The sequence below is a fragment of the Paeniglutamicibacter terrestris genome, assembly GCF_012271785.1.
In the GTDB taxonomy this organism is placed as follows: Bacteria; Actinomycetota; Actinomycetes; order Actinomycetales; family Micrococcaceae; genus Paeniglutamicibacter; species Paeniglutamicibacter terrestris.
Genome location: NZ_JAAWVT010000002.1, coordinates 392,026 through 418,085, shown reverse-complemented (window position 1 = coordinate 418,085; position 26,060 = coordinate 392,026). Strand labels below are relative to the sequence as shown.

The following is a 26,060-nucleotide window of genomic DNA, read 5'->3' as shown; positions in this document are numbered from 1 at the left end:
TTTCTAGTCCTCTTCTTCCCACTCGGGCGTCATGCCACGAGCAATCTGGATCAGGTCGTTGCTCACGCCGGTGGGGACCATCGGCCAGACCATCGAGTCGCGGGACACCACGAAGTCGATGACCACCGGGCGGTCGTTGATGGCTAGTGCCTGCTGAATGGTCGCGTCGATATCCTCGTCGCGTTCGCAGCGCAGGCCCACGCAACCATAAGCGTCGGCAAGCTTCACGAAGTCCGGGACGCGCGCAGTTCCGTGACCGGTGTTCAAATCGGTGTTGGAGTAGCGGGAATCGTAGAACAGGGTCTGCCACTGGCGCACCATGCCCAATGAGGAGTTGTTGATGATCGCTACCTTGATCGGGATCTTGTTGATCACGCAGGTGGCGAGCTCCTGATTGGTCATCTGGAAGCAGCCGTCTCCATCAATGGCCCAGACGACGCGGTCGGGATTGCCGACCTTGGCGCCCATGGCCGCGGGAACCGAGTATCCCATGGTGCCCAGTCCGCCGGAGTTCAGCCAGGCGTGGGGGCGCTCGTACTTGATGAACTGGGCGGCCCACATCTGGTGTTGGCCAACGCCGGCAACATACACTGCCTCGGGGCCGGTGAGCTCACCGATCCGCTGGATCACGTTCTGTGGTGCCGAAAGACCGTCGTTGGTGGGGGTGAACCCGATCGGGTAGGTCTCACGCAGACGGCCAATGGTGCTCCACCAGGCCGTGAGGTCCGGGGTGCCGCTTTCGGCAAAGCGGGCACGGCAGGCTTCTGCCAGTTCCGGAATGATCTCCTTGACCGAACCGACGATCGGGATATCCGCCGTGCGGTTCTTGGAGATTTCTGCCGGGTCGATGTCCGCGTGGATGACCTTCGCGTTGGGGGCGAAAGTGTGCAGCACACCGGTGACGCGGTCATCAAAACGCGCGCCGAGGGTGATGAGCAGATCCGACTGCTGCAACGCCGTAACGGCCGAAACCGATCCGTGCATGCCGGGCATGCCAACATGCAGTTCGTGGGAGTCCGGGAAGGCGCCGCGTGCCTGCAAGGTGGTGACCACGGGGGCGCCGACCAGCTCGGCGATTTCCTTGAGCTCTGCCGCGGCGTGAGCCTTGATCACACCACCGCCGACGTAGAACACCGGACGGGATGAGGCGGCGATCAGCTTGGCAGCCTCACGCACCTGCTTGTTGTGTCCACGCACCACGGTCTTGTAGCCGGGCAGATCAATCTTCGGCGGCCAGGAGAATTCCATCATCGACTGCTGGGCATCCTTGGTGATGTCCACCAGCACCGGGCCGGGACGGCCGGTGGAGGCGATGTGGAAGGCCGAGGCCAGCATCCGTGGGATGTCAGCGGCCTTGGTCACCAGGAAGGAATGCTTGGTGATGGGCATGGTGATGCCCACGATGTCGGCTTCCTGGAACGCGTCCGAACCGATGAAGGCGCTGTGCACCTGACCGGTAATGGCAACCATCGGTACCGAGTCCATGTGCGCATCGGCAATGGCGGTGACCAGGTTGGTGGCGCCGGGGCCGGAGGTAGCAATGCAGACCCCGACCTCTCCGGTCACCATGGCGTAACCCTGTGCGGCATGGCCGGCGCCTTGCTCGTGGCGAACCAAGACGTGGTTGATCTTGGTGGAGTCCATGAGTGCGTCATAGGTGGGCATGATGGCCCCGCCCGGCAACCCAAAGACGTCCTTGACGCCCAATTCTTCCAGTGAGCGCACGATGGCATGGGAGCCCAGCATCTCGGTGGGAGCAATGATGTTATTCGGGCCTAGAACTAGGCTCGGCGCTTCCACGACGGAAGAGACAGCGGCATCCTTGCTGCGGTTGGCGGGTTTGGCCGCCAGCCCTGGGCTGACGGGTGTTCCGTTACTCATGGGGATATGTCCTTCTCTATCTCTTCTTACTAACCCTGCACATAAAAAAACCCCAAATGACACCTTGCGGCGTTTGGGGTTAGCGCGTCACCGAAGCCCTCCGTGTTGCGGAGGGGCTCAAGCTCAGCGCTTGATAACTAGTAGTACTTCGGTGCGGATCTGCATGTTCCCATTTTGGTCGCCGCCGGAGTCGGAGTCAAACAACCACGCCGTATTTCTCACTATGTGAGATACGTGTCCGATGGGTGGACGCCGTGACGGCGGCCACCCATCAAAAAAGCTACTTCTTAGCCACAGTATGCGCCGGTGGAGGCCGAGTTGACCAGCTTGGCGTACTTGGCCAGCACACCGGTGGTGAACTTCGCCGGCAGCGGTGCCCATCCCACCTTGCGCGCTTCGAGTTCCGCTTCATCAACCAACAGGTCGAAGGAGCGTGCGGCGATGTCTACCCGAATCTTATCCCCGTCCTTCACAAAGGCGATCGGGCCGCCGTCCACGGCCTCGGGAGCCACGTGACCAATGCACAGGCCGGTGGTGCCACCGGAGAAACGACCATCGGTGAGCAGCAGGACGTCCTTGCCCAGACCCGCACCCTTGATGGCACCGGTGATGGCGAGCATTTCGCGCATCCCCGGACCACCCTTGGGGCCCTCATAACGGATGACCACCACGTCACCGGCGTGAATCTGACCGGCATCCAGGGCCGCAAGTGCACCCTGTTCGCGGTCGAACACTCGAGCGGTGCCCTCGAAGACGTCGGCGTCGAAGCCGGCGGATTTCACGACCGCACCATCGGGGGCCATCGAACCGTGCAGCACCGTGATGCCACCGGTCTTGTGGATCGGATTATCCAGTGCGCGCAGAATCTTGCCATCCACGTCCGGCGGATTGATTGCCGCGAGGTTCTCGGCAACGGTCTTGCCGGTCACCGTCAGGCAGTCTCCGTGCAGCAGGCCCGCATCCAGCAGGGCCTTCATGATCACCGGCACGCCGCCGATCTTATCCACGTCGGTCATCACATAACGGCCGAAGGGCTTCAGGTCCCCCAGGTGCGGGATCTTGTCTCCGATGCGATTGAAGTCGGCCAGGGTCAAATCGACCTCGGCCTCCCGGGCGATGGCCAGCAAGTGCAGCACGGCGTTGGTGGAACCGCCGAAGGCCATGGTCACGGCGATCGCGTTCTCAAAGGCCTTTTTGGTCATGATGTCGCGGGCGGTGATGCCCTTGCGCAGCAGGTTAACTACCGCTTCGCCGGAGGCGCGGGCGAACATATCGCGGCGACGGTCCGCCGAGGGCGGGGCGGCCGAGCCGGGAAGGCTCATGCCCAGTGCCTCGCCGATGCACGCCATGGTGTTGGCCGTATACATGCCACCGCAGGCGCCCTCGCCGGGGCAAATGGCTTTTTCGATGCGGGTGAGATCCTCGAGGCTCATCTTGCCGGCGGCGCAGGCGCCCACGGCTTCGAAGGCGTCAATGAGCGTGACTTCCTTTTCGCTTCCGTCTTCCAACTTGACCCAACCGGGCATGATCGACCCCGCGTACAGGAAGACCGAGGCCAGATCCAGTCGGGCGGCTGCCATCAGCATGCCCGGAAGCGACTTGTCACAACCGGCTAGCAGGACCGAACCATCAATGCGCTCGGCCTGCATCACTACTTCAACGGAGTCAGCGATAACCTCACGGGAGACCAGTGAGAAGTGCATGCCCTCGTGGCCCATGGAGATGCCATCGGAGACGGAGATGGTGCCGAATTGCATCGGGAAACCGCCACCGGCGTGAACGCCTTCTTTGGCGCCGGCGGCCAAGCGATTCAGCGACAGGTTGCACGGGGTGATTTCGTTCCACGAGCTGGCAACGCCAATCTGCGGCTTAGCAAAATCGTCATCACCCATACCCACTGCGCGGAACATGCCACGGGCCGGAGCGGCATGGATGCCGTCGGTCACGACGCGGCTGCGAGGCTTGATATCTGGGGCTGTGTCCTGGCTCATGTTCTTGATTGTATGACCGCGTTGATTCACGGCGGAACCCATGACGGTTAACCGACATATTTCGCCGCGCGAATACGGGACACTTGTTCGAAACATCCATTGGATAGACTGGATGTCATGGAGACCCTCAACATTGATTCCAGTGACGATGTTCTCAAGCAGCTTTTACACGAGTCGTTTGATTCTCAGATCCCCAACTTCGGCAGCTATAACCTGGTGGCAGCGACCGGTACCTCTGGTTCCGCTGGTCTGAAGGTCATCGGCTTTCGTCGCGAACCGGCAGAAATCATCCTCTGCCCCCTCAACCCGCAGAACTTGCGCCCCTCCGAGCGGGCGATCTCGGTGAATACCACCAACATTTACCACGTGGCTCTGGTCCTGGATGGTGGTTACGAGGTGGGCACCAGCACCGGACGCGTGTACCGCTTCAACGTCCCCGCTCGACTCTCGGTGAACGTTCCGGGAACCACGGCAGGTACGCGAACCGCCGGCATCTTGGCCCAGGACGAAGACGCTAAGGACTTTGCCGACTTCATGAACTCACTGATGGACCGCTTGGATCCGACGGTCACCGAAGCCGTCTAGCCACGCACCAGCTCAAACACCACAGGTGCCGTGGTCCAGTTTCACAACTGGACCACGGCACTTTTCGTTTCTCAACCGACACTTTGGGCATCAACACTCCCCCAAGGTTGAGCAACCACAGACTTCGCCGTGACCACGAAATTCCTGCTGATTTATCGCGACGGGAAGGCGATCGCGGCGAGGCGCACTGGTCTCTTGTAATCGGTATCGGTCGGCGCGTATTTTGATTGAAAGGCCGCGGTTCGGCCTCGTCGTGAACCTCTGTGAATGGCCGCGGGAAACTCCACCCTCCAGTGAATCGAGAATGAGCATGAGCGTAGATCCAGTGGAACCGCTTCAACCCCCACCGTCCACCAACAACCCGATGCGCAAGGAGCCCCCGCGTGGGACTCGGGCCGGAGTCATCTGGACCTTCACCGTCGGCGCCGTCCTCTTACTGATCCTGCTGATTATCTTTATGGTTCAAAATCAGGATCGCGTCACGGTGTATTTCTTGGGTTTCCACGGTCAGCTGGCATTGGGCATCACACTACTTATTGCTGCAGTTGGCGGAGCCTTAGTGGTGTCCATCGTCGGGGCGGTACGCATCATCCAATTACGCTCTCGTGCCCACTCTGCCAGCAAGTCACTGGCGAAGAACGCCAAGGGTCCGCTGTGAGCCACCGAGCGACTCGGGAGAAGATCTGACCCCCACCACTGTCAATGAGGAGCAGACGATGGCTGGCCTGGCAAAACGCATCCACACCAATCGACGAAATTCACAGCACCGGGGCAGTACACGGCGTGGCCCAACGGTCGACCGCGTTGTGCTTGCCGTCTGCCTGGTGGCGATCATCTGCTTGGCGATTCGGTCCGTGATCAAGTTTATGCACGGGGTCGAACCGGTGACGTATCGCGGCTCACAGCAAGGGGCTCGACCGCACAATTCGGCCGTTGAGGATTAGGGCGCACCCTAATGTGTGGGCCATCCGCAACCGGGCTCTTCACTTACCGCCAACCCGAATGCCGATCGCTGTGGTCACAGCATCTTTTCATCCCGAACATGGAGCTGTAGTCTCTGTTCAGCATCACCATAGTGATGCGAACGCGAATGATGTCAAACTGAGCCTTCTTCCGAACGGAGATCGTCATGGGATTCATTGGTTGGATAATTTTGGGCCTGATTGCCGGAGCCATTGCCAAGGCCATCAAGCCGGGCGAGCAGGGTGGTGGCTGGATCACGACATTGCTTCTGGGTGTTGTTGGCGCCGTATTGGGCGGTTGGATCGGATCGGCCATCTTCCATGTGGGTATTAGTAGCTTCTGGTCTATTTCCACCTGGCTGCTGGCCATTGGCGGTGCGCTACTAGTCCTGGTCATCTGGGGCTTCCTCACCCGCAAAACGGCATAGGTCCTCAAATATGTAGGGTGCTCGCCTTTCCCCGAATGAAATTTGGGGAAAGGCGAGCACCCTTTGTATGAGTCCTATACCCCCGTGTCACCAGAAGTCGGTGCATCCACCTTGTTCTCGCCAGATTCCCCATTGCCCCATGCGGCGACCTGACGCTTGAGTAGTTTGACCATGCGCGGGAGGAAGGCATCCGAATTCCCACCATTGTGGGGAATGATCAAAGCATTGGGCAGCTGCCATATCGGGTGATCTGCCGGCAGTGGCTCCGGGTCAAAGACATCCGAGGCGCACCTGAGCCGTCCGGTTTCCAACTCGGCCACCAGCGCGTCGGTGTCAACCACCGGGCCGCGGGCGACATTAACGACGACGGCGCCGTCGGGCAATGCCGCGAGCATTTGAGCATTAATCAGGTGGTGCGTGCCAGCATTGTGCGGGACGATCAGGATCAGCACCTCGATGTCCCCGGCACGGTGCAGAAGTTCATCGATGCCGAAGATCTGACCATGTTCATCCGTGCGAGCACGGGTGCCGAAGCGACTGAGCTCCACGTCGAAGGGGACCAAGCGTTTACGGATCTCTTCGCCAATGCCTCCGACGCCCACGATGGCCACCTTGCGGTCGGCCAGCCCGGGCCACCGACGAGGGTTCCAACGACTTTCCGCTTGGTCCCTCACTGATTCTCCAATTCCTCGCAGGGAGGCCAAAACCAACCCGAGGGCCAGCTCGGCCGTTCCCGCCGCATGGACTCCTGCGGCAGTGGTTACAGAAACGTTGGGACCGACGAGATCATGAACGCCATCAAATCCGGTGGTCTGCGTTTGGACCAGTTGAAGATTAGAGGCACGGCGAATGCCGGCCAAACTAGCGACGCTTGCCATGTAGGGAAGGATCGCCACGTCGATTTCTTCGAGTTCGATTCCCTCGGGTTCCCCTTGAATGTCCCAAATGACTGCCCGCAGACCCGCGGGCAATGGGCCCACAGCTTCCAATAGTTCGGCACTGGGGAATGAGACAACGTGAAATGGCTTCATGTGTTTTAGCCTAGGGCGGCGAATTGCCCGGCCCAAACACAACACCGAACATGTCTCCCCTTTCCCAAAGAGAAAGAACCGTGGCCTAGGCCACCTCACAAAAGGCTCAACGGCCCAAATCAGACGGATATTTGTGACCTCACTCGCAAAGAGCCCCTTCGGTTTGCATTCGGCTCACAAGCTGGTAGAGTTTCATGTCGTTGCAGAGCGCGGGAGCCACGAACTCCTCGCAAAACAACAGCGCACCTCTAGCTCAATTGGCAGAGCAACTGACTCTTAATCAGTAGGTTTCGGGTTCAAGTCCCGAGGGGTGCACAGAGAGAAAGACCCGATCTGTTTCGACAGATCGGGTCTTTTGTTTTCCCTGCGCGTCTCGCTGCCGCGGGGCGCGAGCCTCAGGGGCATTGCAACGTCTCGGCGAATTCTGTGCCGGAACAATATGAGCTGCAAATCCCGGCCAATTACACAAAACTTCTTGCCTGCCACTCTGGAATACCTTGAGGCGGCGCGTCGACAAGCGCCTCTCGATTTGCCTGAACAGAGTCACCATTACGCGCTGACCATATTTTTGGAGCAACCGCCGCTACACGTACGTGACTTGGATTCGGCTACGGCAATGCCTCCGTCGGTCGAAGCTGCACGTATCGTCAGCGCCAAGCCCCCCCTCGGTCCCCCACCGCGGCACTGCCCCCACGAAATCCACGCGGCCCAATCAAACAATAATGAGCACACGCGGCATCCTTGACTGCGCCGGGGCCGGCGCAGTCGAGATCCTCATTCCCAGGACTCGATGCAACATCAAGAGATCATTCTGCGAGTTCTCGTGCCTCAGCGAATGACGAAGGATTCACGCAAACTTGGAAGCCGCGCCCCACCGACAGGGAAAGCCGCACCGGGTTTCGGACACCCGCTCACGCGCGCACCAGATCGACGAAGAGCCAGCTTGTGCTCACCGTCACAAAACTGATTCTGACGTCATTTCCGAGAAAATCCTGTGAAAACCCATCCCAATCATCGAAAAAAACCGACATTTCGGGATTTTTGCTATCGCTTTCGCCAGGAACCCGCCGATTTTTCTTCTAGGGCACTTTCTGGTTATGATTATCTGCGTCGCAAGGACGGGTTCCGCATGGAACGCCGACTGAAGCGGCTAAGCACCTCTAGCTCAATTGGCAGAGCAACTGACTCTTAATCAGTAGGTTTCGGGTTCAAGTCCCGAGGGGTGCACAGAGAGAAAGGCCCGATCTGTTTCGACAGATCGGGTCTTTTGTTTTCTCCAGCCCCGCCCTGCGTCGGAGCCACGTCTCACTACACGCTGAAGGCGGTTTGAGCACTCACCAGCCGCTATTGCGAATTGCCGCTCGGGTCCTTGCCGAACGCGAACCCACTCTGTTGGTGGCACCGGTGCGATGCACTCGAGTCTTTTGGTCCGCATGGGCACCAGCAGCCCCCGAAGCCGCGAATGCGACCCGTTGGGAGACCAAGTCTTCAGGCAAAGCAAAACCTCCCCGACGAGATGACTTTTTCGCCATGACACTTCCTATCTTCGGCCCCAACCATAGTGATTGAGTTCAATCAATCACTGTACGTTAGTTGCCACGCTGCCATCAAGCGCATCCACTGTCGCTCTCGAACCTCGCACCACCTAGTCATGGAGCACCCAAATTTTCCGCCGTCTTGGATAAGCTCGACACCAAGACCAACCATCAATCCTTCACACTCGCGGATCCAATTCACGGTGAGAGCCAAGACAACAAGGAGCACCCCAAGCCATGAGCGAAAACATTGCCGCCGAACCCAAACGACTGTCCCCCGGTGATGCAGCGCCCGAATTCACGCTTCCGGACGCACAAGGCAAGGAACTTTCCCTCGCTTCACTGCGCGGGAAAAAGACCATCGTCTACTTCTACCCGGCAGCTTCCACCCCGGGCTGCACCAAGCAGGCTTGCGACTTCAGGGATTCTCTGGCATCACTGACCGCGGCCGGGTACCAGGTTGTCGGGATCTCACCCGATGCCTCCGCCAAACTGGCTAAGTTCACCGACGCGCAGGAGCTCACCTTCCCGCTCCTGGCCGACGAGGACCACACCGTCGCCGAGGCCTACGGCGCATGGGGGGAAAAGAAGAACTACGGACGCGTTTACGACGGGCTCATTCGATCCACTTTTGTCATCGATGAAAGTGGACGCGTTGAATTGGCGCAATACAACGTGCGTGCCACCGGACATGTCGCCAAATTGCGTCGTGATTTGGGTCTCGATCCCAAATAGATTTTCGCCCACAGCCCAAAAGCTGCAAGCGAGACACTTTTTCTGCGCTAGACTAATTCCTGCCGAACTTCGAAAGCGGTTCACTGCCTTGCGAGCGTGGCGGAATTGGTAGACGCGCTGGATTTAGGTTCCAGTGTCTTCGGACGTGGGGGTTCAAGTCCCCCCGCTCGCACTACAGATCCAAAGGTATTCTCGGATATTGATGGATTCGCGCAGGGCCCCCGGGTGATCCCGGGGGCCCTGTTCGTTAACACGGAGCCCAAAACACTGACGAGGAGTCTTTGGTGCCAAGCCAGCCGCACTGCCCGGAACCACGCCGTGCCACCCGCCGAGCTTTTTTGGTCGGCGGATTGGGCCTCAGCGCACTGGCACTGACCGGTTGCGACCCCAAAAATTCTCCGGCTCCCTCAACCTCAGGTACGAGCACCGCCCCTGTCATCCGAACCTTCAACTTCGGAACGGCCGCCGAGCCGATGAACCTAGACCCCTCCTTGTCCGGGGATAACGAGACGTTCCGGATCACGCGGCAGATCTATGAAGGTCTCATTGGCGTAGACCGTGAGACTGGCGCCCCGATCCCGAAGCTGGCCACCAACTGGATCGTGAGTCCCGACCGCCTTCAGTTCACCTTCATCTTGCGCCGGGGCGTGAAATTCCACGACGGTACAGACTTCGACGCAGCGGCCGTGGTTGCAAACTTTGAGCACTGGATCGCACTACCCAGCGATGCGCGAGCCAGCTCGGAGCAGGGCTTCCATCAGGTCTTTCGGCACCACGAAGAAATACCCAAACTGCCATCCAGCATCCCCGAGCCCAAGCCAAGTGCCGATGCATTGGGTAGCAAGATCGTTGATCCCCAGGAACTTGCCGAGCACACCCGTGCCACCGCGCTGCTGGAATCGCTGCGCGATCAGCTCAAGGCCCAACCCTTTGTGGGAGCCAGCCGCGGCGGCAGCGCCAGCTACTTTGGATCCATCAAGGCAGCCGACACCTACACCGTGGTGCTCACCCTTCGCCAGCCCATCACCGGACTCATCGAGGCACTCTCTCTGCCCGGACTGGCTATGGCCTCACCTCAGGCGCTGGGCACTAAACCAGTAGAAAACGGCCGGTACTCCTATATTTCGAGCCAACCGGTGGGTACCGGCCCGTTTACGTTCGCTTCGTGGAAGGACAAGTCCGTGACGCTGCGAACTTTCCCGGATTACTGGAACACGGAATTAATGGCGGCCAACCCCACCGCACCGACGGTCGTGACATTCAAGGAAATCAGCACCCCTGCCGGGCGTTTGGGTGCTCTGGGACGCGAGGAAATCGACGGCTTCGACATGGTCACGCTGACCGGTCTGCGTGAATTGGTCCGCGAGGGCAAACTCATCGTGCAACGCGATCCATACTCGGTCACCTACCTGGGGATGAACCGGACCAATAAGTGGCTCGCCAAGTCGGAATTCCGTCAGGCCATTGCGCATGCCATCGACCGGCAGAAGGTCATCGAACAGTTCTACATTTCCGGCACCAAGGAGGCCCGCAGCTTCCTGCCAGCTTCCCTGGGGATCACACCCTCGGAGACCTATTACGGTCCGGATACCCGCCTCACCAAGGAACTGATTGAGTCCAGCGGTTATGACGGCACTCCTATCCCGTTCCTCTACCCCCTGAATATTTCGCGCGCCTACCTACCGTTGCCCGAGCTCATCTATGCCGAGATTTCCCGGCAGCTCTCGGCCGTTGGCATCATGGTGGCGCCCGTTCCCATGGATTGGAACGACGGCTACGTCTCCAAGGCTCGTTCGGGAGAAGTCGCGGGGCTGCACCTTTTAGGATTCAACGGAGGCTACCGAGACCCCGACGACTTCATCGGCGGTCTCTTCTCCACGCCCACTCAACAATTTGGCTACGACTCCCCGGTCCTCAATGCCCAGGTGCTGCTGGCCCGCTCGATCCCTACCGGCGATGAACGTACCAACGCCTACAAGGAGATCTCCACGACCCTGGCCCGCGATCTGCCAGCACTGCCGTTGGTCTTCCCGATTTCGGCCTTGGCCTTTAACGACAATGTGAAGAACTACCCGTCTTCCCCCGTCCTAGATGAAGTCTTCTCCGACGTGAGGATGAACACTTAACCCCGGGGATGTCAAGGCTTCAATTTCTTAGACACCCTCGTTTGGCGCTAGTCTTGCGTAGAGTCTAGAAGAACTTTCAATGGAGAACCCCTCGTGCCTTCTGAATCCACAAGTCAGTCTTTCGACGTCGTACTAATCGGCGCCGGCATCATGAGCTCAACGCTCGGAACCCTGATCAAACAATTGGAGCCGGGGTGGAGCATTGGACTTTTCGAGAATTTGGAAGAGGCCGGTCTCGAGTCCTCCTCCCCTTGGAACAACGCCGGTACCGGTCACTCGGCACTGTGCGAACTGAACTACACCGCTGCGGGCCCGGACGGATCCGTCAACCCGGCCAAGGCCATTGGTATCAATGAGCAGTTCCAGGTCACGCGCCAGTTCCTCGCCCATTTGGTGAAGAACAAGCAGGTCGGAGATCCGAGCAGCTTCATCAATGCGCTGCCGCACATGAGCTTTGTCATCGGTGAAGACAATGCCAAATACCTCAAGACCCGCTATGAGGCACTGAAGCCGAATACGCTGTTCAACGAGATTGAGCACACCGAAGACCTGGATACCATCAAGTCTTGGACCCCGTTGGTGGCCAATGGCCGCAACGAATCCGAGCACGTTGCCGCCTCCCGTGTTGCTTCCGGCACCGATGTGGACTTCGGTTCACTGACCCGCCAGTTGACCAAGGACCTTGCCAGCAAGGGCGTCGAGGTTAACTTCGGCCACCGAGTCACCGGCATCAAGCGCGATGGCGCTGGCTGGGAAGTGGCAGTGCGCAACAACGCCTCCAAGGTCAAGCGCGCGGTCAAAGCGAAGTTCGTCTTCGTTGGCGCCGGCGGTGGCGCCCTGGGCCTGCTACAGCAGGCTGGTATCGACGAGATCAAGGGCTTCGGCGGCTTCCCGGTATCCGGGCAGTTCCTGCGTTGCACCGATGACACGATCATCAACCAGCACCACGCCAAGGTCTACGGCCAGGCTTCGGTTGGTGCCCCGCCGATGAGCGTTCCGCACCTGGACACACGTTTTGTTGACGGCAAACGTTCGCTGATGTTCGGCCCTTATGCCGGCTTCTCGACCAACTTCCTGAAGACTTCCTCATTGCTGGACCTTCCGCTGTCCATCCGTCCGCACAACATCCTTCCGATGCTTGCCGTGGGCAAGGACAATCTGGATCTGACCACTTACCTGATCAAGGAAGTGCTCAAGTCCCGCTCGAAGAAGGATGACGCCCTGCGCGAGTACCTGCCCGAGGCAGTTGGTGATCAGTGGGAACTGATCACTGCCGGACAGCGCGTCCAGGTCATCAAGAAGGATGCCAAGAAGGGCGGCGTGCTGCAGTTCGGTACCGAGGTCATCACCTCCGCCGACGGAACCATCTCCGGTCTGCTCGGCGCCTCCCCCGGAGCCTCGACGGCAACGCCGATCATGCTCGATTTGCTGGGCCGGTGCTTCCCGAAGCAGTTCGGCGGCTGGGAGACCAAGCTCAAGGACATCATCCCGTCCTACGGCCAGAAGCTGAACGAGAACCCGGCGCTCTACGCCGAGGTTCGTGCCGAGACCGATAAGGTTCTCAAGCTCGCCTAGATCAGCGATAGTTCAAGGTCCGGTTCCCCTATGGGGAGCCGGACCTTTTCGTTTCATTCCCGATGATGGCCAGCAAAACCTTGATAGCGGGTACACACGGTGCTTTGCTTGGCATGGATGCCCACAGAACCCACGACTTTTCACTCATCAGGGTTCCTTGACACGTACGGGGAGAACATCCGGTAAGGACACCTCCGTGATTGGTCATGACGACCTCAATGCGCTGCTGAAGGCCAAAAGTTCGGTGTACGGTCCGCAGCGCGAGAAAGTCGGCACATTGGGAAACATCCTCGTGGATCTCGGCAGCGGGAAAGCCGACTTCGCGACCATCCATTTGGGTCTCTTTGGTTCTGCGGAATCCCTCGTCTGGCTCAAGGGCGCAGTGATCACCGACGGCCACCTGCAGGTCCGCTACTCCAAGGACGTGATCAGGCATGCGCCGAACATCGATCCAACGTCGGCGCTCACTGAGCTAGACAAGGACAGCCTCGCTGCCTACTACTCGGCCATGGATCCGGGAACCAGTGCCTGAACCGCGTGCCACAGTAGTATCGCTCGATCGGTACGCGGAATAGTGCGCCCACTCTAACGACGGAGAAACGCCGGCCAGGCCTGTGGTTGATGACAACACTCGCGGAGTTCTAGCCACCGTTGTTACTTCGGTGTCGCCCGCTGCGCACAACCCCACATCGTCGCAACGCAACACCCGCAGAAAATAGGTGCCCGACCGTCATTTTTAGAGTTCGGTCAGTGGAGTGTCAAGCATCCAGGCCAGCGATGTTCCATCCACCAATCCTTGACGCATTGCGGTCAGGTGGGCGGCATAGAGGTCTGCGGGGATCCGCGGGGCTCGAAAAGCTCCGGCTCGGCGGTGACTGAGGCAGTCCGGATCTTGCCACACCAGCAGCTGCAAGGTGCCTTCGTCGGCATGCACCATGGCAGGCCCGCGGTGGATGCCCAACGATGACAGCCGCCGGGCCAGCGCCTTGGCCGACACCCCCGCATCCCACAGGAAAGTCGCCAGTTCCCGCGGAGTCTGCCGGTTGAAGTCGATGGACCGTAAGCGGGCTTCGGGCAGGAGCAGTTCCATGGCAAAACGTCGCGCCCAAAGTTCCGCGGCATGTCCCCGCACGGCGAGGTCCGTGTGCCGCTCGGCCAATAACTCACCCAGCTCGCGCGCCAGCACCAGATTGGCCTGATACCACGCCCCGGTGGCCCGCACCACGATGTAGGTGACGTTGGCATCACTCATCGCCCGTGCATCAAATGCCGGCCCCTCGGCAACCACAAATACCCCGATACCAAAAGCACCCTCCACGGCACCTGCCAAATCATCAACAAACCGCGGCCCGAGCGCCGTACTCAGTTTCCGTGCCACCATCCTTGCAGCGTGTTCCGCGGAGATTCCATCACCGATGCTGGTCACGGCGGAGGTAGACAGCCCCACCTCCCGATACGCGCCGGCGGGAAAAGCCATGGCCTGAGCCAGCCGGTCGATTCGCCCCGGCGATTCGACCGAATGGGGAGTTGTACTTCCATCTGGGCCTGGATCCCCGGTGATCAGCCAGCTCAGCGAGACTTTCAGGGTCTTGGCCAAGGCCGCCAGCTCCGTCGCGCTGAAGTTTCGCTGCCCGTTCAGCGCCCTACTCAATGCATCCTTATTCATGCCGGTGTCCTTGGCCATCTTCGCTTGGGTGGGCCCGGGGTGGCGCGAATGCATGGCGTCCCGGACGCGAAATCGGATTCGATCCGTCATCAACTACACGTCCCTAAAATCTTCTGCTCACCCGCGCCCCCGCAAAAAGCGGGAGTACGGTACGGTGCTTGCTGCACTAAGCAGACCATCCGCAGGCACCTGAGCACCGGTTCCACCGGCCCTCCCACGCGGGTCATGATTCCGGCGCGGCGGAAGCATATCGCTTTTCCCAACACGGTCGGTCGTTACGAATCAATATCGTGGTTTGAGGGCTCCAAGCAGCTTTCGCGCCGCAGTGCACCGGCGGTAAACTCGCCAACAGCGCATCACCGCCCCGCATCGCACATTGTCTGGGGGCGCACCTAGCGGGCCGACGGTGGTGTGCTGGAATAGGTTTGACGGCTGAGTCTGTGCTTATGCCAAAAAACCATCGCTCGTCGCGGGCGCCGGAGATTGCTAGGTAACGCTTGGGGGAATCACGGGCGCCCGCGACGACTCAGTTCGATAGCGGCTTCGCGCCCATCCTCAACTCGGCGGGCGAGTGGTGGGATCAGGATGGGGCATCGGATCCGGGCCAGGGACAGGCGATGGGTCGGGCACCGGGTCTCCGGGATCCGGAACGGGGCTAGGCGGCATCGGATAAGGGCCCGGATTTGGAACCGTGCTCGGCTCCGGCGGATACGAAGGTTCCGGTGTCGTGGACGGTCCAGGCGGCGGCTCGGGCGTTGGTGCATGCTCCGGCGGCATGGTCGTCTCATTGGCGGACCTAAACTGCAGGTCCGATGCTTCGCGTGATGTCGTGAACATGACGTCTCCTCTAACAGCTGAGGTGATTGTTCTTCGGTCTCGGCTCGCGGCACCGATCATGGTGCTGGGCCCGTACGCACCTCCATGCTTGCACGACTCACTGGCCCAGTCCAGCTCTTTTTGGGTTTACCAACGTCTCGCGACCGTACGCAGTCGCCCAGAATTCGCACTCTCACTCCCCGTGCAGCGCCTTGTGGTGCCCGCGGCACGGGGAAAAAAGTACTCCCTGCGGTGCATGTTTCAAGCTCCGACGCCAACTAGAGTGGAGAGGAGCGCAATAGCGAACAATCAACTCTTTCGAGGATGGCAGATGCATCGGCTGGCCGCACTTTCCCTGGGCAACCGCGCCCTCATCGCCCTGATCACGGTGTTTGTCGCGGTTTTCGGCGTCATCACCATGGGCCAGCTCAAGCAGGAGCTCATTCCCGCGCTCGAGTTCCCACGGATTTCGGTGGTGGCCACCCAGAGTGGCGCCACCCCGGAGGTCATCGATAAGCAGGTGGCCCAGCCCCTTGAAGGTGCGCTGCAGGCGGTAGAGGGATTGGAATCATCCTCTTCCACTTCCCAAAGCGGCTTCACCACCATTTCGCTCTCCTTCGCCTACGGCACGGATCTTGACCGCGCCCGAGCCCAGGTGGACAAGGCCATCTCCAATATCAAGTCCACTCTTCCCGAGGACGTTGATCCCACCGCCTTCGCCGGCTCCATCTCCGATTTCCCCATCGTCTATTTGGCGGTCTCCGGCGGGGAGAACATCAATGCCCTGCGTTCGGATGTGCAACGCCTAGTCTTGCCCAAACTTTCCAAGCTCGATGGGGTGCGTACCGCCGAAGTTTCCGGCGGCACCGCCCAGCATATTGCCGTGCTTCCGGATCAGGCCAAGCTCGCCGCACAGGGATTAAGCATCAACGATCTGAAAACTGTCATCGAGGAAGGCTCCGGGCTGATGCCCGTGGGACGAATGAACACCGATGGCCTGGACCTGCCGGTGACCTCCGGCTCGCAGATCGACTCACTTGCCGCGGTGAAGTCCCTTCCGGTGCGGGGCTCTGCCGGCGTGAGTGAGCTTTCCGAGCTGGCCAAGATCTCCTTGGCCGATGACACGGCCACCTCCATCACCCGCACCAACGGCGTCGAGACCCTGGCCGTCTCGGTCACCAAGAAGCCAGCCGGGGACACCGTGGGCATTTCTCACGCGGTGGCGGCGCTGCTTCCGGAACTCAGCACCCAGCTCGGGGCAGATGCCAGCTTCACCACCGTCTTTGATCAGGCCCCGTTCATCGAACAATCCATCCACGACCTCACCGTGGAGGGACTGCTGGGACTGGGCTTCGCGGTGATCGTCATCCTGATCTTCCTCCTCTCGGTGCGCTCCACCCTGGTCACCGCCATCTCCATCCCGCTCTCCCTCTTGGTGACGTTTATTGGGTTGCGCGCCGGCGGCTACTCGCTGAACATGCTCACCCTGGGCGCGCTGACCATCTCCATCGGCCGCGTGGTGGATGACTCCATCGTGGTCATCGAAAACATCAAACGGCATCTGAGCTACGGCGAAGAAAAATCCACGGCCATCCTCAATGCGGTGCGTGAGGTAGCCACCGCCGTGACCGCAGCGACGCTGACCACCGTGGCGGTCTTTTTGCCCGTGGCTCTGGTCGGCGGCATGGCCGGGGAACTTTTCCGTCCCTTCGCCCTCACCGTTACCATCGCACTCATCGCCTCCCTCTTTGTCTCGCTGACCATCGTTCCGGTGCTGGCCTACTGGTTCCTAGGTCACACCCGACCCGGGGCACAGAATGTTCAGGCCGCCAGGCTCGCGGCGGAAAAGAAGGAAGCCGCATCCTGGCTACAGCGTGGTTATGCCCCGGTGCTGCGCTCCACCCAGCGCCATCCGGTGATCACTCTGGCCTCCGCGGTGGTGCTGCTGGGCCTTACCGTCTTGATGGTCCCGCTGGTGCCCACCAACCTCTTGGGCGGCACCGGGCAAAACACGTTCTCCGTGACCCAGAAGCTCCCTGCCGGTTCCTCGCTGGATACCACCATGAAGGCAGCTACTCCGGTGGAAGAAGCCCTCCGTACCGTTCAGGGCGTGAAGGACGTCCAGCTGACCGCCGGGAATCCATCCGGTGGATTCTCTGCCTTCCAAACCGGTGGCAACAATACTGCCAGCTTCACCGTGATGACCGATGCCGATCAAGATCAGGAAGCAATCCAGGCCGCTGCCCGCGCTATCATCGATCCGCTGGCTGGTGAGGGTGAAATTACCCTCTCCGCGTCGGAGGGCGGCATGGGCGGATCCACCGACATTACCGTCCAAATTGGCGCACCCACCCCGGAGCTGCTCACCGAGGCAACGGATCTCACCCGCAAGGCCATGACCGGCATAACTGGTGCCACGTCCGTGAGCGATAACCTCTCCACCGCCGGCCCACAGGTATCCATCACGATCGATCGGACCAAGGCCGCCAAAGCAGGACTCTCCGAGGAGCAGATCGGTGCGCTGAGCGCCGGCACTATCTCCCCGGTTCCCGCCGGCACGGTGCGCCTAGGGTACACCGATTTCCCCGTGCTGATCGGTGAGGGCACCGACCTGACAAATCTTGACCAATTACGCCAGCTGAAGCTGCCGGTACCCGGCGGCACCATCACCCTCGGTGAGGTGGCGAGCGTAGAACGCAGCCAAACCCCGGCCACCATCACCTCCTCCAATGGGGACCGGATCGCCACGGTGACCATCACGCCGGGAGAAAATGACCTCGGTTCGGTCTCCGCCGAGGTGTCCAAGCGCCTCGAGGCACTCACCCTGCCCGAGGGCACCACCGCCGAACTCGGCGGCGCCGCCACCGAACAGGCCGAATCCTTCGCTCAGCTCTATCTGGCGCTTCTGGCAGCCATCGCCATTGTGTATGTGGTGATGGTTGCAACGTTCAAGTCGCTGATCCAGCCGCTGATCCTGCTGGTATCCATCCCGTTTGCCGCCACCGGCGCCATCGGGCTGCTCCTGCTCACCGGCGTCCCGCTGGGCCTGCCCTCGCTGATCGGCATGCTGATGCTGGTGGGCATCGTGGTGACTAACGCGATTGTGCTCATCGATTTGATCAACCAATACCGCAAGCCCCGCGCCGGGCATCCGGCAATGAACCTGGCCGATGCAATCCACCACGGCGCCCGGCAGCGTCTGCGCCCGATCCTCATGACGGCATTGGCCACCATCTTCGCCCTGATCCCGATGGCGTTGGGACTCACCGGTGGTGGCGGGTTCATCTCCAAGCCACTGGCCGTGGTGGTCATCGGCGGGTTGGTTTCCTCCACCGCGCTGACGCTGATCCTGGTTCCGGTGCTCTACTTCCTCATTGAGGGTGCGAAGGAACGCGGGGCCGCCCGCCGTGCCGCGAAGCATTCGACTCCCGATGGGTCCGGTCCTGGGGCAGCCGCCGCGGTGACGGTCAACGCCACGGCCCAGGTCGCGGGTCAGCCCAGCGAGCCGACACCCGAACTGCTTCGGGCCATGAACGAGGCCGAGACGAAGCCGGCGCCGAGCACGGCAGGTCCCTCGCGTCCGCGCACCAGCGCCACCACTCCCGCCAGCTCCGCCAATTCACGGGATGAGGCACAGGACGAGTTGATCAATCCGGCCACCGGCATGATCCCACTGACCCGCAAGGAGCGTAAGGAAGTCGAAGAGGGATTCCGGGCCAAGCACAAGGCTGATTAGCCCCGTCCGCATCCTCGCGGCAACGATCCTTCGCCCGAGTGGTCGCTAGTGGCGCTAGCGGCCGCGGAGCCCGCCCAGACCGTGGGCTTCGATGGCTTCCCGAGCGATATTTGATCCGACGCGGTACACCAGTGGCGCGGCTTCGGGCGCCTTCCAGGCGAGCACCAAATAGTGCTCCACCACGGCTTCGGTCCACTCCCGGGCCAAAACATCACGTCCCAGCGCGTGTACCCGGATCCGATACCAGCCTTCACCCGCTTCATCAATCCGCGCCATGAAGGCGGGAGACGTTCCTGCAATAAAATCTTCGGTTCCGGCCACGATCACCGGTTCAATGCCGGCTGACCAAAAACTGACCTCGGAGACGTCCTCCCAGCCGGCATCCACCCGGTCCGGAGCCGCATCAAGAATGTAGGTTTCCATGCTGACCGGGCCATCGATGATCCCCGTCCCAATAAAAAGACTCTCCTCCGGGTGACCCCAGATCAGCCCACCCACCCACGTATCTTCATCACTAAACGTCGTCCTGGCATTGGCGATGTCGATGGTGGCGCCAAAAACATTGGTGATGTACTCCAAGAAATTTCTCTCCTACAAACTGGTCCTGCCGAGCCTCGGCGACTTCTCCGGCGGTCACTGCCCCGAGCACCGTCTCGACCTGGGCCTGGGCCTGGGCCTGGGCCTGGGCCTGGATCACTGTCTGGATCACTGCTTCGACGCAGGCACGGTGCCACTGGGGGCTGGACTTTGACCCTACAGGATGCGCACCGGCAAGAGCCCCGAGGCCAAGCCGAACGAATACTGCACCCTCGGACTTCTGGCCACGGTGCCCCGCGCGACGTACGCTCAAGACATGGACAGGGAACAGATACACACGGACGTCGAAAACCTCGAACCGAACCAATCTCTGGAGCTGCTTCGAGCCGTTTCAGTCGGTCATCTTGCCGTCAGTCACGGTGACATGCCACAGATCTTCCCCATCAATTTCACCGTGGACCATGGGTCGGTCATTTTCCGCACCGGCCCCGGGACAAAACTAGAAATTTTGCGCGCCCAACCCCACGTTGCTTTCCAAGCGGACGGCGTCAACGCGGAAACGGGTGTCGCGTGGTCGGTCATGATCCAGGGTCGGGCCGAACTCTTCGCGGGGATCGAGGAAACACTCGATTCCTTCAATCTCATGCTCTTCCCCTGGGAATCTGGCCCCAAGGACCAGTTCGTGCGCATCGTCCCCGACTCGATGACCGGTCGTCGCTTTAAGGTTGCCGACCCGCTGACCTGGTGGAAGCACATGCGCCACGGTTAAATCCACTGTTGCGGATGGACTACCGCCGGTTCTAAGCATCCCGACGATGAAACACCCACATCCCCGCTCCCAGCAGAACCGCGGCCCAAATCACCAAGATCAGGGCCGCGGTTCCCGTGCCGTAGGGCTCGAGCGCCCCGGTGCCCAGCACCTGTCCGGCGGTTGTCGGCAGATAGGACACCAGAGCTTGCAGCCAGTCAAGCGCGAACAGCGGCAGGATCTGCGGCAACCCAAAGAGCAGAACAAAGGCGCTGGATATGGCCCCGGCGGTGCTACGTAACAAGACCCCGATGCCCAGCATCATGACCGCGAGCAGCCCCAGATACACCCCGCCGCCAACCAAGGCCAGCAACAGCTCACCGATGGTAAAGCGCCCGTACTGCGCGGCTACGGGTGCGGCAATCAGCGTTCCGGCGCCCACCAGTGCCACACCGGAAACGAAGCCGAGCATCAATAGCACAGCCGCCTTGGCCCCCAGGAGCCGGGTGCGCACCGGCACTGCCTGCAGCGAGGAGATGATCGTCCCGTTGGAATACTCGGAGGTGATACTCAGGGCCGCCACGGTGGCGATGAACAACTGAGCCAAATTCAGGCACACCAGGGCGATGAACGGGGCGGGCATCACCGCTTCATAACCGTTATCCCCGCTGGCCTTCGCGGAGAAGCTCAGCAGCCATGCCATGGAAAGTTGCCCAAGAACCATCACCGCCAGCGTGATGCGTGTGGAGCGCACCGCCCACAATTTGGTCAGCTCAAAGGCGATGGCTGCTCCGAACCCCGGCCGCGCTCCCGGCAGCTGCGCCGACTCCCCCACAGCCGGCTCGCCCGTTCTCCGCTGGGACAGCCGAGCCCGCGCCAACGTCGATTTCGCCTTCATGATGATTCCCCGATCCGTGTTGGCACATAGTCAAGACTCTGTGCCGTCAGCTCCGTGTAGGCCTGTTCCAACGACGCTTGGCGCCCACCCAATTCGTTAACCCGCACACCCATCGTGTGTGCGATGCCACCAACCACTTCCGGGCTCGCGCCGATGACCTTCAGCCTGCCCTCTGAGGCGGCCACCACCGTGTAGCCAGCCCGCTGAAGCGCGGTGGCAAGTTCGCCCGCCTGCGGGGAGGCGACGATGACCGAGTTCTGTGCACTGGCGGCCAACACGTTGTCCATCGACTCGTCCGCTAGCAACTTCCCGCGCCCGATCACCACCAGATGGTCGGCCGTGGACTGCATCTCACTCATCAAGTGACTGGACACAAACACCGTCGCCCCGCTCGCCGCCTTCGCGCGCATAAGGCCACGGATCCAGGCGACCCCATCGGCGTCCAACCCGTTCACCGGCTCGTCGAAGATGAGCACTTCCGGGTCCCCCAACAACGCGGCGGCGATCCCCAACCGCTGGCGCATGCCGAGCGAAAAGGTTCCGATGCGCCGCTTCGCCGCCTCCGCGAGCCCCACCTCCTCGAGCACTGCTCTCACCCGGCTCACCGGGATCGAATTGCTGCGCGCCAACCCACATAGGTGCGAATCCGCACGCTGCCCGCGGTGCCCGGTCCGCGGCTCGAGCAGTGCACCGACGGTGCGCAGCGGCGCCGCTAGTTGGCCATAACTGACCCCGTTGATCAGCGCCCGCCCGCCACTGGGTGCATCAAGGCCCAGCAGCATCCGCATGCTGGTGGTCTTCCCCGCCCCGTTCGGTCCCAGAAACCCGGTGACCTTCCCCGCCGCTACCTCAAAGCTCAGCGAGTCAACGGCCAGCGTGGACCCGAAGCTCTTGCTCAGGTTCTCTAAGGTGATCATGCTGCTTCCCCGCCCTCGAATCGATGAGAATGCCTGCTGAGGGAGGTGCATCCTCGCCGCAATTCCTCTGCCTTTCACGCTAGCCCCGGCCCACGCCCCAGCACAGCAAAATCCCTCGGGGTCTGCCCCGAGGCCACCCTGATTTATCCCCTAGTCGAGTCCTCGCGCGCGGCGCTCACGCGTGCGCGCGCGAGAGGTCATCGCGTGCATTACAGACCACTGGCCTTGGGCAACCCTCTCGCGGCCCGGCAGATCATGCCCGCCAAGGTTCTGCACAACCCCGCGCACCCATCCCCCGTCGGGACCACGGCGCCCGCACACTGGAGAAATGCAGACAGCCACGCTCATCGCTCACCTCGCTGGCCACAGCGACGATCCGGGGTACACACCGACCCCGGACGATGAGTTGCGTGCACTATTCGAGACCATCCGCGGAATCGACGTCCTCGTCGCCCGCATCGCAGCCCGTCCCGCGTCCCCCACCCGGGCCCTGCTCGCCGCAATCACCATCGAGCAGGCCAAGCACGTCGTCGCCGTCGCACAGCTGAAGGTAGCGCAACTGGCCCGAAAAACGCTGGTCAACGAGCTCCCCGCCGACACCCTCACTCAGCTGCGGAGCATCACCGAAGACCCCACTGCCTTCGTCACCGGTGCTGCCCGGCTCCCGGATGACCCACGCACCGTTCCCACCGGCCGCCTGCAGTTCAGGACCCCCGCCGATTGCCTCGCAGCCATGGCGGGCATCAACTACTTCGAGGTCCTGAACCGCATGCAGGCGGGCGACGATCTACTGCCGGGCATCGACGAGCACGGCGTAGCCCATGGCCCGCACTACCCGCAGCTGGCCGAGCAGCTGGCCACCGGCAAGAGCGCGCCCGGTGCCATTGCCGCCGCCGCGCGCAAACTGGAGAAGTTGCGCCCGGCCATTGAAGCCCGCCCAGACGCCGCACAACTCTCTGAACTTCTTGAGTCCCGGGTGGCAGAGTCTCTGGCCGAGGGAGATACGAAGAACACCACCAAGCTTTTCGAGCAGATCAGCGACGAGCTCGACGAAGCCGGCTCCACCCCCACGCCCAAGGAAATCCGTAACAAGACCGGCATCTCCGTTACCAAGCGCACCCGGCATTTCACCTACTTCACCGCTTGCATGCTCAATGCCGACGCAGAGGTTTTCCTTTCCCACTTCGCCGAGTCCGACAACGCTCGCACGCTGGCCGGAAACCGCCAGGCCATCGCCGCAGCAGCCACAGTCCCAGTCCCAGTCCCAGTCCCAGTCCCAGTCCCAGATCACACTTCCTCGGCTGCCCAGGCCGACGGCCGGGACTACCAGGAGGCCGGCACGGCAGAGAACGCGAAGACCTCTACCGAAACCGATACGAACACCGACACCGACGCCGTAAATGAAACCCCTCAGAACCTCGAATCTCACCCTGAACCGGCACCCGGCTCTCCTCCAGCCAAAGGCACCGACGACAACCCAACTCAGGATTCCTTGTTCCCGCCACCAGAAGCGTCGGATGGTCCCGATTGGTTCGAACACCCGGCCACTGCGGAAACCTTCGATGACCCACCGCCGCTGGAATCCGGGACCACCGTTGAGGGGCCAACTCCAGCCCAGCGGCACCTACAAACTCTGCTGAACCTCATGCGCACCCCGAGGCCTTCGGCCAAGGGTGCCACCGGCCTGCCGACTTCAAAGCTCTTCGTGTACATCACGCTGGAGGTGCTCCTCGGCATGGCCCGCGGCGCCGGATGGAGCGCGCACGGACTGGAAATTTCGGTCACCGAATTGCGCCAACGCCTGACCGAGTTTGGATTCATTCCCATCGTCCTCGGCGGTGATGGCCAGATTCTGGACTACGGGCGAGAGCGCCGATTCCCGCCCGAGTCCATGAAGGAGGCGATCCGTGCCCGCGATCGCGGCTGCATCAAGCCCGACTGCACCGTCCCGCCGGAGCACTGCGATCTCCACCACATCAAGCATTGGTCCGATGGCGGAACCACGAGCGTATGGAACTTGGGGATGTTCTGCCCCTCCGAGCACCGCGGCGCCGACAAGGGCGATTTTGAGGTCGTCATGAAGAACGGTGTGCCGTGGGTGAAGCTTGCCCCGTTCGAGGACCCCGAACAGCTTCCCCGCCGCAACAACCACTGGCAGGGCGAACAGCCCCCGCTCTTCTGAGCCTTCAGCTGCAAATCTCCGCTTCCCCCGACCGCCGAACCGCCAAACGGCCAAACCGCACGGTGTCACGGCACAATCACGATGCCGCGCACGAATATCAGGAACGAGTGTCCTCCAACGCATCGCGCGGGACGGCAAACAGGATCACGGCGCAGACGATGGCGGTTCCGCCGCAGATCACCCACACCACCATGTATCCGGACAGCGGAGCCGCGAAGTTCTCGGCCGCTCCATTGGAGAGTGCCCCGGTCACCTGTCCAATCAGCGCCAAACCAAAGATGGCCGAGGCGAAGGAGCCACCGATGGTTTTGACCGCGTTGGTCAGCCCGGTGGCCATGCCCGTGCGGTGGAAGGGCGCGGCGGCCGCGGCCGCCGCGGGTAGTGCGGCAACCAACGCACCGGAGCCGATGCCGGCGATCATCATGTTAATAAGCACCTGCGTCAGTGAGTCATGAAGTGGCAGGAAGAGCAGGTAGCCGAGACCCACCAAGAAGCTGGCGGCAATCAAGGTTCTTTTGCTACCGGCCCGGCGTGCCGCAAGCGGGAAGAGCAACGCCCCGATCAGCAGTGCCAACACGTAGGCACCGATGATGATCGAGACTCCGGAAGCACTCAGGCCCAGCCCGTAGCCGTTGACCGCCGGGTCGGTGCGGGCAAAGGTGCTCATCGGGATTTGCGCGCCGAGGACCGAAACTCCGAAGAGTCCCGCGGTGAGTTGCACCGGCCACATGGAGCGAGCCAAGAGCACCTTGAAGTCAATCAGCGGATCGCGTTGCTCGTTTTCGTGGCGATAGAACACATAAAGAACAAGCAGCCCCAGCACCAGGCAGCCCCAGACCAGCGGGCTTGCCGGCCCGTTGATCCGTAGGAAGCTCAGTCCGCTGGTCAGCAACAACAGTCCTACCGCCAGATAACCGAATCCTCCGCCATCGATCTTGGCCCCATTGCGCGCCCCGTCATCGGGCACCCCCAGGGCCACCGCCCCAATGCACACCGTGGTGGCAAGCGCGGGAATAGTCATCGTTAAGGCGAGATTCCCACCAAACACGCCGATGAGCGCGCCACCGGCCAGCGCGCCGGCGATCACCCCAAGTTCTAGGGCACCCACCAGCAGACCCGCGGCCCGGCGGGTCATGGGACCGGGGACACCCAGCTTGCGGGCGCGGGAGAAGACGATGGCAATTTCCAGCGGCAGCCACACAGCATAAAAGCCCTGCAACGCCCAGGCGATCAGGAAGGTCGTGAACGAACCGGAGAACACGACCGCCCATGAGGCAAGTGCCGTGACGACGGCGGAGAGCAGCAGCATCCGCTTGTGCCCAAAGATATCTCCCAGTGAGGCCAGCAGGGGCACGGCGAGGGCCGAAACCATCAGTTGAGCCGCCTCAAACCAGTTCACATCCGCGTCGTGAATGCCCAAATGTCGGGCAATATCGGTCATCAGCGGGGTGTAGTAGCCCTGAAGGATGCCGCTGGTCAGTTCCACGATGGCGAGGAATCCGACGATGCCCGCCACCGCGCGCCAACGAACCGGTATTTGCTTGGCGATTTCCGGGTTCCCTGGCGGTTGGATGTCCATAGCGGGAGCCTATCGCGAAGCAGCGTGCCGCGTGACGCAAACCATAGTCGAAAGCCGGGAATTTTTCCGAGCCCGTGAGTGCTATTACATGCAAACGCATACAAATCTGTCATACTGATTACAGAACGACAG

19 protein-coding genes and 3 tRNA genes are annotated in these 26,060 nt (G+C 61.3%); 14 read left to right on the top strand and 8 right to left on the bottom strand.

Features of this window, described 5'->3' with window-relative positions; all coding sequences use genetic code 11:
• Positions 1 to 3 precede the first annotated feature (3 nt).
• Complete coding sequence (locus HED64_RS07625) at positions 4 to 1,881, bottom strand: acetolactate synthase large subunit (RefSeq protein ID WP_168151436.1); 1,878 nt, start codon at positions 1,879 to 1,881, stop codon at positions 4 to 6.
• Positions 1,882 to 2,168: 287 nt separating this feature from the next.
• Positions 2,169 to 3,872, bottom strand: coding sequence for a dihydroxy-acid dehydratase (ilvD, locus tag HED64_RS07620; RefSeq protein WP_132358151.1), 1,704 nt, complete (start codon positions 3,870 to 3,872; stop codon positions 2,169 to 2,171).
• Between the two features lie 117 nt (positions 3,873 to 3,989).
• On the opposite strand from ilvD, the gene HED64_RS07615 reads away from it, so the two are divergent.
• The 3 genes from HED64_RS07615 (at position 3,990) to HED64_RS07605 (ending at position 5,847) form a co-directional block, all read left to right on the top strand.
• Positions 3,990 to 4,457 (top strand): hypothetical protein, encoded by a 468-nt coding sequence (locus HED64_RS07615; protein ID WP_168151435.1) that lies wholly within the window; start codon positions 3,990 to 3,992, stop codon positions 4,455 to 4,457.
• 310 nt (positions 4,458 to 4,767) lie between these two features.
• On the top strand, positions 4,768 to 5,115 hold the full coding sequence (locus HED64_RS07610; protein WP_245325801.1) for a LapA family protein: 348 nt from the start codon (positions 4,768 to 4,770) through the stop codon (positions 5,113 to 5,115).
• A gap of 471 nt (positions 5,116 to 5,586) precedes the next feature.
• The gene (locus tag HED64_RS07605) at positions 5,587 to 5,847 is read left to right on the top strand and encodes a GlsB/YeaQ/YmgE family stress response membrane protein (protein WP_168151434.1); all 261 of its coding nucleotides are present in this window, start codon (positions 5,587 to 5,589) and stop codon (positions 5,845 to 5,847) included.
• A 74-nt stretch (positions 5,848 to 5,921) separates the two neighbouring features.
• Here the strand turns inward: HED64_RS07605 and HED64_RS07600 are convergent, their stop codons facing one another.
• Positions 5,922 to 6,878, bottom strand: a complete 957-nt coding sequence (locus HED64_RS07600) for a 2-hydroxyacid dehydrogenase (protein ID WP_168151433.1) — start codon at positions 6,876 to 6,878, stop codon at positions 5,922 to 5,924.
• A 242-nt stretch (positions 6,879 to 7,120) separates the two neighbouring features.
• Between HED64_RS07600 and HED64_RS07595 the strand changes: the two genes are divergently transcribed.
• The 7 genes from HED64_RS07595 to HED64_RS07565 all read left to right on the top strand — a co-directional run bounded on the left by HED64_RS07595 (position 7,121) and on the right by HED64_RS07565 (position 13,381).
• Positions 7,121 to 7,193, top strand: a tRNA-Lys gene (locus HED64_RS07595).
• A gap of 839 nt (positions 7,194 to 8,032) precedes the next feature.
• Positions 8,033 to 8,105 (top strand) — tRNA-Lys (locus tag HED64_RS07590).
• A 545-nt stretch (positions 8,106 to 8,650) separates the two neighbouring features.
• Positions 8,651 to 9,148 carry a thioredoxin-dependent thiol peroxidase gene (bcp, locus tag HED64_RS07585; protein ID WP_168151432.1) on the top strand — a complete coding sequence of 166 codons (498 nt, stop codon included), beginning with the start codon at positions 8,651 to 8,653 and terminating at the stop codon, positions 9,146 to 9,148.
• Between the two features lie 90 nt (positions 9,149 to 9,238).
• Positions 9,239 to 9,320 (top strand) — tRNA-Leu (locus tag HED64_RS07580).
• A 112-nt stretch (positions 9,321 to 9,432) separates the two neighbouring features.
• Positions 9,433 to 11,274, top strand: coding sequence for an ABC transporter substrate-binding protein (locus tag HED64_RS07575; protein ID WP_168151431.1), 1,842 nt, complete (start codon positions 9,433 to 9,435; stop codon positions 11,272 to 11,274).
• A 93-nt stretch (positions 11,275 to 11,367) separates the two neighbouring features.
• Positions 11,368 to 12,849 (top strand): malate:quinone oxidoreductase, encoded by a 1,482-nt coding sequence (locus tag HED64_RS07570; RefSeq protein ID WP_168151430.1) that lies wholly within the window; start codon positions 11,368 to 11,370, stop codon positions 12,847 to 12,849.
• A gap of 196 nt (positions 12,850 to 13,045) precedes the next feature.
• The gene (locus tag HED64_RS07565) at positions 13,046 to 13,381 is read left to right on the top strand and encodes a hypothetical protein (protein WP_168151429.1); all 336 of its coding nucleotides are present in this window, start codon (positions 13,046 to 13,048) and stop codon (positions 13,379 to 13,381) included.
• 204 nt (positions 13,382 to 13,585) lie between these two features.
• On the opposite strand, the gene HED64_RS07560 is transcribed toward HED64_RS07565, so the two are convergent.
• Positions 13,586 to 14,569 (bottom strand): XRE family transcriptional regulator, encoded by a 984-nt coding sequence (locus HED64_RS07560; protein WP_281069217.1) that lies wholly within the window; start codon positions 14,567 to 14,569, stop codon positions 13,586 to 13,588.
• A 1,093-nt stretch (positions 14,570 to 15,662) separates the two neighbouring features.
• Here HED64_RS07560 and HED64_RS07555 point away from each other — a divergent pair.
• Positions 15,663 to 19,067: an efflux RND transporter permease subunit gene (locus HED64_RS07555; RefSeq protein ID WP_168151427.1), complete on the top strand. Its 3,405-nt coding sequence runs from the start codon at positions 15,663 to 15,665 to the stop codon at positions 19,065 to 19,067.
• A 54-nt stretch (positions 19,068 to 19,121) separates the two neighbouring features.
• Here HED64_RS07555 and HED64_RS07550 read toward each other — a convergent pair whose 3' ends face one another.
• Positions 19,122 to 19,646 (bottom strand): hypothetical protein, encoded by a 525-nt coding sequence (locus tag HED64_RS07550; protein ID WP_168151426.1) that lies wholly within the window; start codon positions 19,644 to 19,646, stop codon positions 19,122 to 19,124.
• Here HED64_RS07550 and HED64_RS07545 point away from each other — a divergent pair.
• Positions 19,636 to 19,818 carry a hypothetical protein gene (locus HED64_RS07545; RefSeq protein WP_168151425.1) on the top strand — a complete coding sequence of 61 codons (183 nt, stop codon included), beginning with the start codon at positions 19,636 to 19,638 and terminating at the stop codon, positions 19,816 to 19,818. The two genes, HED64_RS07550 and HED64_RS07545, sit on opposite strands and share 11 nt — an antisense overlap.
• Positions 19,819 to 19,827: 9 nt before the next feature.
• A complete protein-coding gene (locus tag HED64_RS07540) occupies positions 19,828 to 20,373 on the top strand; it encodes a pyridoxamine 5'-phosphate oxidase family protein (protein WP_342590672.1) in 546 nt (181 codons plus the stop codon).
• 31 nt (positions 20,374 to 20,404) lie between these two features.
• Here HED64_RS07540 and HED64_RS07535 read toward each other — a convergent pair whose 3' ends face one another.
• Together HED64_RS07535 and HED64_RS07530 are read right to left on the bottom strand one after the other, a co-directional pair.
• Complete coding sequence (locus tag HED64_RS07535) at positions 20,405 to 21,250, bottom strand: ABC transporter permease (RefSeq protein WP_168151424.1); 846 nt, start codon at positions 21,248 to 21,250, stop codon at positions 20,405 to 20,407.
• A complete protein-coding gene (locus HED64_RS07530) occupies positions 21,247 to 22,167 on the bottom strand; it encodes an ATP-binding cassette domain-containing protein (RefSeq protein ID WP_168151423.1) in 921 nt (306 codons plus the stop codon). Before HED64_RS07530 ends, HED64_RS07535 begins: the two co-directional genes overlap by 4 nt.
• 328 nt (positions 22,168 to 22,495) lie before the next feature.
• Between HED64_RS07530 and HED64_RS07525 the strand changes: the two genes are divergently transcribed.
• Positions 22,496 to 24,349: an HNH endonuclease signature motif containing protein gene (locus HED64_RS07525; protein ID WP_168151422.1), complete on the top strand. Its 1,854-nt coding sequence runs from the start codon at positions 22,496 to 22,498 to the stop codon at positions 24,347 to 24,349.
• Positions 24,350 to 24,446: 97 nt separating this feature from the next.
• On the opposite strand, the gene HED64_RS07520 is transcribed toward HED64_RS07525, so the two are convergent.
• Complete coding sequence (locus tag HED64_RS07520) at positions 24,447 to 25,928, bottom strand: MFS transporter (protein ID WP_210149357.1); 1,482 nt, start codon at positions 25,926 to 25,928, stop codon at positions 24,447 to 24,449.
• Between the last annotated feature and the right edge of the window lie 132 nt (positions 25,929 to 26,060).

Coding starts and splice junctions, on each gene's coding strand:
- HED64_RS07615 (WP_168151435.1), top strand. CDS start 3,990: ATGGAGACCCTCAACATTGATTCCAGTGACGATGTTCTCAAGCAGCTT.
- ilvD (WP_132358151.1), bottom strand. CDS start 3,872: ATGAGCCAGGACACAGCCCCAGATATCAAGCCTCGCAGCCGCGTCGTG.
- HED64_RS07560 (WP_281069217.1), bottom strand. CDS start 14,569: ATGCATTCGCGCCACCCCGGGCCCACCCAAGCGAAGATGGCCAAGGAC.
- HED64_RS07535 (WP_168151424.1), bottom strand. CDS start 21,250: ATGAAGGCGAAATCGACGTTGGCGCGGGCTCGGCTGTCCCAGCGGAGA.
- HED64_RS07530 (WP_168151423.1), bottom strand. CDS start 22,167: ATGATCACCTTAGAGAACCTGAGCAAGAGCTTCGGGTCCACGCTGGCC.
- HED64_RS07625 (WP_168151436.1), bottom strand. CDS start 1,881: ATGAGTAACGGAACACCCGTCAGCCCAGGGCTGGCGGCCAAACCCGCC.
- HED64_RS07545 (WP_168151425.1), top strand. CDS start 19,636: ATGTACTCCAAGAAATTTCTCTCCTACAAACTGGTCCTGCCGAGCCTC.
- HED64_RS07520 (WP_210149357.1), bottom strand. CDS start 25,928: ATGGACATCCAACCGCCAGGGAACCCGGAAATCGCCAAGCAAATACCG.
- HED64_RS07555 (WP_168151427.1), top strand. CDS start 15,663: ATGCATCGGCTGGCCGCACTTTCCCTGGGCAACCGCGCCCTCATCGCC.
- HED64_RS07605 (WP_168151434.1), top strand. CDS start 5,587: ATGGGATTCATTGGTTGGATAATTTTGGGCCTGATTGCCGGAGCCATT.
- HED64_RS07525 (WP_168151422.1), top strand. CDS start 22,496: ATGCAGACAGCCACGCTCATCGCTCACCTCGCTGGCCACAGCGACGAT.
- HED64_RS07600 (WP_168151433.1), bottom strand. CDS start 6,878: ATGAAGCCATTTCACGTTGTCTCATTCCCCAGTGCCGAACTATTGGAA.
- bcp (WP_168151432.1), top strand. CDS start 8,651: ATGAGCGAAAACATTGCCGCCGAACCCAAACGACTGTCCCCCGGTGAT.
- HED64_RS07610 (WP_245325801.1), top strand. CDS start 4,768: ATGAGCGTAGATCCAGTGGAACCGCTTCAACCCCCACCGTCCACCAAC.
- HED64_RS07540 (WP_342590672.1), top strand. CDS start 19,828: ATGCGCACCGGCAAGAGCCCCGAGGCCAAGCCGAACGAATACTGCACC.